Source organism: Arthrobacter sp. Hb9-2, assembly GCF_059091165.1.
Genome location: NZ_JBNHGJ010000068.1, coordinates 1 through 6,914 on the forward strand (window position 1 = coordinate 1; position 6,914 = coordinate 6,914).

The 6,914-nt window shown below is 65.4% G+C and carries 8 protein-coding genes; 5 read left to right on the plus strand and 3 right to left on the minus strand.

What is annotated here, in order from left to right:
- The 3 genes from AC5RV1_RS20940 to AC5RV1_RS20950 all read right to left on the minus strand — a co-directional run.
- Positions 1 to 639 (minus strand): DUF885 family protein (locus tag AC5RV1_RS20940; RefSeq protein ID WP_493995892.1); only part of this gene is annotated, 639 nt, incomplete at its 3' end.
- Positions 640 to 711: 72 nt separating this feature from the next.
- Entirely contained in the window at positions 712 to 948 is a 237-nt protein-coding gene (locus AC5RV1_RS20945) for an acyl-CoA carboxylase subunit epsilon (protein ID WP_493995893.1), read from the minus strand.
- The gene (locus tag AC5RV1_RS20950; RefSeq protein ID WP_493995894.1) at positions 945 to 2,528 is read right to left on the minus strand and encodes an acyl-CoA carboxylase subunit beta; all 1,584 of its coding nucleotides are present in this window, start codon (positions 2,526 to 2,528) and stop codon (positions 945 to 947) included. Before AC5RV1_RS20950 ends, AC5RV1_RS20945 begins: the two co-directional genes overlap by 4 nt.
- A gap of 223 nt (positions 2,529 to 2,751) precedes the next feature.
- Between AC5RV1_RS20950 and AC5RV1_RS20955 the strand changes: the two genes are divergently transcribed.
- The 5 genes from AC5RV1_RS20955 to AC5RV1_RS20975 all read left to right on the plus strand — a co-directional run.
- Positions 2,752 to 3,639, plus strand: coding sequence for an SDR family oxidoreductase (locus tag AC5RV1_RS20955; protein WP_493995895.1), 888 nt, complete (start codon positions 2,752 to 2,754; stop codon positions 3,637 to 3,639).
- 49 nt (positions 3,640 to 3,688) lie between these two features.
- Positions 3,689 to 4,597 (plus strand): biotin--[acetyl-CoA-carboxylase] ligase, encoded by a 909-nt coding sequence (locus AC5RV1_RS20960; protein WP_493947368.1) that lies wholly within the window; start codon positions 3,689 to 3,691, stop codon positions 4,595 to 4,597.
- Complete coding sequence (locus tag AC5RV1_RS20965; RefSeq protein ID WP_493995896.1) at positions 4,590 to 5,189, plus strand: PH domain-containing protein; 600 nt, start codon at positions 4,590 to 4,592, stop codon at positions 5,187 to 5,189. The genes AC5RV1_RS20960 and AC5RV1_RS20965 overlap by 8 nt, the downstream gene beginning before the upstream one ends.
- Positions 5,179 to 6,303, plus strand: a complete 1,125-nt coding sequence (locus tag AC5RV1_RS20970; RefSeq protein WP_493947366.1) for an adenylate/guanylate cyclase domain-containing protein — start codon at positions 5,179 to 5,181, stop codon at positions 6,301 to 6,303. The genes AC5RV1_RS20965 and AC5RV1_RS20970 overlap by 11 nt, the downstream gene beginning before the upstream one ends.
- A 106-nt stretch (positions 6,304 to 6,409) precedes the next feature.
- Positions 6,410 to 6,914: hypothetical protein (locus AC5RV1_RS20975; protein ID WP_493995897.1), on the plus strand; the 505-nt coding region annotated here is incomplete at its 3' end.

Below are 6,914 nucleotides of genomic sequence, written 5' to 3' on the forward strand. Positions count from 1 at the left end.
CCTGGAGGCGGCAGCCCCGGCGTCGAGCTCTTCCTGAACGGCGGCGGGCAGCGGCCCGGCGGCGGTGGATGCTCCGGCCGCGAGCTTCGCGAAGAAGCCGTCCTCCGCGGCGTACTTTGTGGTCTGCTCAATGACTATTTTTACCTGGCGCGCTGCGGAAACCCGGCCGGCGTCCCTCGCCTGCCGCAGGGAGTTGATGTAGCCGGCAATAGCTCCCGGAACGTTGAGTGCGCGGCCGGCGATGTGCCGCCAGTCCTGCTCTGTTTCCGTGGGCATGAGATCGAAGATGGCACGGATGTCCTGGGCGGGGGAGGCGATGTTGTTCAGGTCCGCGTACTCCCAGCCGGAGGCATGGATCAGCAGCTGCAGGCCCAGCCGCTCCTGCATGGCATCAAGGGTGACGGCGTCGACGTCGTCCTCGGGCTCGAGTCCCTCAAGGTCGGTGAGGGCCTTCCGGGCAGCCTCCGCGAACTCAGCGATGCCGGCGGGGGAGAAGTCCTGGTATTCGGTCTCGTGTCCGGGCACGCCGAGGGTGGTGGCGAAGGACGGATTGAGCCGGATGAGCGTGTCCGTGTAATGATCCGCGACGGCATCGATGCGGGTTTTCGGGCGGGCGGCGGGAGCAGTGTCTGTAGTCACACCACGAGACTAACGCTTCGGAATGTGGGACCGCTGGGCCCACGCCGCCCGAGGTTGGGGGAGTGGCGGGGATCAGCCGCGGCTTCGCTTCCATGCCCCGGGCCCGGGCGTGGGGGCCAGCCGGAGCTGCTGCCGGCGCACCCAGTGCCGCACCGACGGCTTGCCGGCGGGTGCGGGCTCCCCGCCTCCCAGGGAAAGGACGACGGCGGTCAGTGCCGCCAGTTCCTCGGCCGTCGGCTGGCCTTTGACAACAGACAGCAGGGGGGCAACAGGCGAATTGTTTTCGGCGGGCTCGCTGGGGACGGTCACAGCGGGATGTTCCCATGCTTCTTGGTGGGAAGGCTGGCGCGTTTGTCGCGGAGCGCACGCAGCCCCTTGATGATCTGGGTCCTGGTTTCGGAGGGTGCGATGACGGCGTCGACATAGCCCAGTTCGGCTGCCTGGTACGGGTTCAGGAGCTCTTCCTCGTACTGCCGGATCACTTCGGCCCGCCGCGCTTCGACGTTTCCGCCGGCTTCGGCAACGGCTGCGAGGTCGCGGCGGTAAAGGATGTTAACGGCTCCCTGTGCGCCCATCACGCCGATCTGTGCGGTGGGCCACGCCAGGTTGAGGTCGGCGCCCAGCTTCTTGGAGCCCATCACGATGTAGGCGCCGCCGTAGGCCTTGCGGGTGATCACGGTGAGCTTGGGCACGGTGGCCTCGGCGTAGGCATACAGGAGCTTGGCGCCGCGGCGGATGATGCCCTGGAATTCCTGGTCCTTGCCGGGCAGGAACCCGGGAACGTCCACCAGGGTGATGATGGGGATGTTGAACGCGTCGCAGTGGCGGACAAAGCGGGCGGCCTTTTCGGAGGCGGCGATGTCCAGTGTGCCGGCGAACTGCAGGGGCTGGTTGGCCACGATCCCCACCGTGTGGCCCTCCACCCGGCCGTATCCGATCATCACGTTGGGCGCGTACAGTGCCTGCATCTCCAGGAAGTGGGCGTCGTCCACGATCTGCTCAACAACGCTGCGCATGTCGTAGGGCTGGTTCGCCGAATCCGGGATCAGTGTGTCCAGGGCGAGGTCGTCGTCGTCGACCTCCAGCTCCTGCTGGTGGTCCAGCACGGGTGCCTCGGAGAGGTTGTTGGAGGGCAGGAAGTCGAGCAGTTCACGCACGAATTCGATGGCGTCGGCTTCGTCCGAGGCAAGGTAGGTGGAGGTGCCGGTGGTGGCGTTGTGCTGGCGTGCGCCGCCCAGGGTTTCCATGTCCACGTCCTCGCCGGTGACGGTCTTGATGACGTCCGGGCCGGTGATGAACATGTGCGAGGTTTTGTCCACCATCACTACGTAGTCGGTGAGGGCGGGGGAGTAGGCCGCACCGCCGGCGGAGGGGCCCATGATCAGGGAGATCTGCGGCACCACCCCTGAGGCGTGGACGTTGTTGCGGAAGATATCGGCAAACATGGCCAGCGAGGCCACGCCCTCCTGGATGCGGGCTCCGCCGCCGTCGAGGATGCCCACCACGGGGCAGCCGTTGCGGAGCGCGAACTCCTGCACCTTGACGATCTTTTCGCCGTTGACCTGGCTGAGGGAGCCGCCATAAACGGAGAAGTCCTGGCTGTAGACGGCTACCGGGCGCCCGTCCACGGTGCCGTACCCGGAGACCAGGCCGTCGCCCAGCGGCTTCTTCTTTTCCATGCCGAATGCAGTGGAGCGGTGCACTGCCAAGGCATCGAATTCCACGAATGAGTCTTCATCCAGCAGGAGGGCTATGCGTTCCCGGGCAGTGTTCTTGCCGCGGGCGTGCTGCTTTTCAATCGCTTCGAGGCCGGAGGGCTGTTCGGCACGGGCCTGGCGGTCGCGGAAATCGGCGATCTTTCCCGCTGTCGTTGTCAGATCGTGGCTCATCAAAATATCTCCGGCTCTGTAGCAGATTGGTCCTGTGGCGCTGTCCTTCGTGGCAGGTCTGATGCGGGATTTAAGTAGCATCCACACAAAAAACGAACCCTGCTGGCTAGTCTAGTGACGCTTCTGACGCCGGCCGCTGTAGAAAACCTACAATATTCTGTCGTGCCGACACCCGCCGCACTATGTTACTCACGAGTAACATAACTGGGTTACAGTGGTTTTTATGACTTTGAGCAACGACGCTTCGGGATCGCCTGCAAGCCCCTACCAGCCCACCGGTACCCTCCGTGGCCGCACCATCCTGATCTCCGGCGGAAGCCGCGGTATCGGCCTGGCCATCGCCACCAGGGCGGCCCGGGACGGCGCCAACATTGTGCTGCTGGCCAAGACCGGGGAGCCGCATCCGAAACTTGAAGGCACCGTCTACACGGCTGCCGAACAGGTGGAGGCGGCCGGCGGCCAGGCACTTCCGTTGGTTGGCGACGTCCGGCGTGACGAGGACGTGGCGGGAGCCGTTTCCGCGGCCATGGACCGCTTCGGGGGCGTCGACGTCGTTATAAACAACGCCTCGGCCATTGACCTGTCCGGCACTGATGCCGTGGACATGAAAAAGTACGACCTGATGCAGGACATCAATGTCCGCGGGACGTTCCTGCTGTCCAAGCTTGCATTGCCGGCGCTGCGCGCCTCCGCAGGCGGTCACATCCTCACGCTTTCACCCCCCCTGAACCTTGATCCGCACTGGGCCGGTAAGCACTTGGCCTACACCATGGCGAAGTACGGGATGAGCCTGACCACCCTCGGGCTCGCCGAGGAGCTGAAGGGCGACGGTATCAGCGTCAACTCACTGTGGCCATGCACCCTGATCGACACAGCAGCCATCCGCAACATGCCCCGCGGCGAGCGCATGGTCCAGGCCGCCCGTGGGCCACAAATCATGGCCGATGCCGCCCACGCCGTATTAACCGGCGCCAATCTTCGCCCCGGCGCTGCCGCCAGCGGCAACTTCTACACCGATGAAGAGGTGCTTGCGGCAGTCGGCGTGCAGGACTTCCGCCCCTACAGCCTGGGAGCACCGGAGGACCGGCTCGTTCCGGACATCTTCCTGTAGGCGGCAGCACTGCACGTCCCGGGAGGATTTAGCTCGGTAGGATTTAGCTATGGACGACGCACATACCCCCGGTACGCCCCTGAACCGGAGGGACCTGGCGGATCAGGACTTCCTGTCCGCCACCGGCATCCCCCGGCTGGAGGTAGTGGACTCCACCGGGTCCACCAACGCTGACCTCCTTCGCTCCGTCACCGTCGAGCCTGCTGCCTGGCCCGACCTGTCCGTGCTCACTGCCGAGTATCAGACGGCCGCGCGCGGCCGGCTGGACCGGCACTGGGAAGCGCCGCCGCTGAGCTCCATCTCCGTTTCCGTTGTCCTGCGGCCCGCCAACGCAGAGGGGCGGCCGCTGCCCACGCAGACCTATTCCTGGTTGTCCCTGGTTGCCGCCCTGGCCCTGCGGGAAACCCTCCTGGAAACGGCCGGTATCCCCGCCGAACTGAAGTGGCCCAACGACGTGTTGGTGCGGGGCAGGAAGATCGCCGGCATCCTGGCGCAACTTGGTCCCATGGTGGACGGTTCCGTGCCGCCCGTCATCCTGGGAACCGGCCTGAACGTCACCCTCGGTGCAGCGGACCTTCCTGTCCCCACCGCCACCTCCGTGATGCTGGAGGACGCAAGCACGGTGGACCGGACCCTGCTCCTGAAAAGCTACCTTTCGAAGTTTGCTGTCCTGTACCGCAGCTTCTGCAATGCCGACGGCGACCCGGCGGCAGGGATGGCAGGCGGCACCTCACTGCACAAGCGGGTTGAGGCGGCCATGGTCACCCTGGGCAAGCAGGTGCGGGCCCAGCTTCCGGGGGACCACGAAATTATCGGCCACGCGTCCCGGCTCGACGACTACGGGTCTCTGCTGGTGGTGGACCGCGACTCCCGCGAGCACGTTGTCACCGCCGGGGACGTGGTTCACCTGAGGCCGTGGACCTCCCCGGACGCCTCCGGCCAAGGCGGTTATGCGTAAAAGCCTCGTCCCGGGCGAACAGGTGATTGTCACCACCCGCCCGCAGCCGAGGAAACTCGCAGGTGCCGCGGCTGCCTTTATCTTCTCGCCGGCAATTGCGGCCTATTTATCGGCCTGGGTGATCCGCGGCGAAGCCGGGCGGGCAGTTCCCGTTCTTTCCGGCCGTTGGACACCTTGGCTCGTGACGGGCTGCATCCTCGCGGCTGCTTCGGTGTGGCTGGGCTTCTGCCTGCCCCGGCTCCTGCGGTGGCACGGGACCCGCTATACGCTGACCAGCAGGAGGATGGTGGCCAGGTCCGGTATGTGGAAGCGGCAGGACCAGCAGGTGAACCTGGCGTCGGTCCGAAATCTGACTGTCCATGAGTCGGTCCTGCAACGCCTCTTCCGTTCGGGGAATATATCCTTGGAAATCGGACACCAGGGAGTGGTTACTTTCCGGGATGTGCCGGAAGTGGCCAGGTTCCGGGACTTCATCCTCGATGCCATCGAGGACCTGCCGGACGAGGACGATGCCCAGTCGGGCTTAACGACGGATTACCCCGCCGGGGCTTTGCCGTGGGAAATGAGAGAAGGTGGACCAGATGAACGATGAGCACCAGCAGGAACGTGTCGAATCCATCGAGCCCACTCCTGCCGCTGACGCCCACCCGGCCACCGGCACCATGTCCGCCGAAAGGCTGGCCATGAAAGCCCTGGAAGCCCGCCTGCTGGGCGGGGAACGCAAGCTCCGCCGTCGTGAAGTCGCCGCCGGTGCGGGGCTGTCCCTGCTGTCGGCGCGCAAACTTTGGCGTGCCCTGGGGTTTCCCAACTTCGGCGACGAGGATGTTGCCTTCACGGAGCGTGACCAGGCAGCACTCTCCAACGTGGTGGACCTGGTCCGTTCAGGGAAGCTGACGGAGGAAGCAGCCATCTCCGTCACCCGCTCCATCGGCCAAATGACGGACCGCATGGTGGTCTGGCAGATCGAGGCCTTGGTGGAAGACATGGTGCACGAACAGGGCGTCAGCGATGCCGTTGCCCGCAAGCGCCTGGTGAATGAGCTCCCGGCGCTGGTGGATGCGCTGGAGGAAATGCTGGTCTACTCCTGGCGCCGCCAGCTCAACGCCGGCGTCCAGCGGCTCGCCGTCCGCGCCGAAGCCGGCCTGCAGGCCAGTGAAGAAGGCCGCGAAGGCGACGAGGACGACGCCCCGTTGCCCCTGGCACGTGCCGTCGGCTTCGCGGACCTGGTTTCCTACACCAGCCTGTCCCGCCGGATGAACGAAAAGACCCTGGCCCGGCTGGTCCAGCGGTTTGAAAACAAGTGCGCGGAAATCATCTCTATTGGCGGTGGCCGCCTGGTCAAGACCGTGGGTGACGAAGTCCTTTACATCGCGGAAACGCCCGCGGCCGGCGCCGAAATCTCCTTGGCGCTGGCCCAGGCCTTTACCGAGGACGAGATCCTGCCGGAAGCCCGGGTGGCGATGGTCTGGGGCCGGATCCTGTCCCGGCTCGGCGATATTTACGGGCCCACTGTGAACCTGGCGGCCCGGCTGACCACGCTGGCGGACCCGGGCACGGTGCTCGTGGACTCAATGACTGCCTCCGCCCTGGAGCACGACGAACGGTTTGTGATGGTGCCGCAGCCACCCGAGAACGTCCGCGGTTTCGGCGAAATCCGGCCGGTGCGCCTCACCCGCGGGCTCGGCAAGGGCCTCGTCCTGGACTAAGCGGCGTATTTATCCACTTGTTGGTTTATTCGGTTATATTTGTTGTGCCCGGCTGTGAACGCCGGAAGCCCGGCCGTTGCCGGGATCTACCTGGGGGAACCGTTCCATGGATTTTCGCGGACGAGCGCGCGCAAAAAGCGCCTCAACCACGCTGGCGCCTCGCCGTCCGCTCCTACAATCGCGTCTTTTCAGCGGCACCGTTCTCGGGTTGGCTCTCGCCGTGCTGGTGGTTGGGGCGGTGGTCTATCCCGGATTCAAGACCACTGAGGTGGAGCTGAATGACGGCGGCGTTTGGGTGGTGTCCAAGTCCAAGAATGCGGTGGGCCGGCTGAACTATCCGTCCCGGGTCCTGGACGGTGCTGTGACTCCGGCGTCCACCACCTTCGACATCCTCCAGGATGCCGGGGACGTGTTTGTGGATGACGAGGCCGGTTCAACGCTGAACCAGGTGTCGCCGGCCAACATGCGCCTGGGCGGGGACAAGCAGCTGCCTGGTGCGGCTGAGGTGAGTTTCGGCTCCGAGGTGATTTCGGTGACGGACGCGGCATCGGGCAAGGTGTGGGCGGTGTCGCCTTCCACGGTCAACGGTTTTGACGAGGAAGCCACCGAGC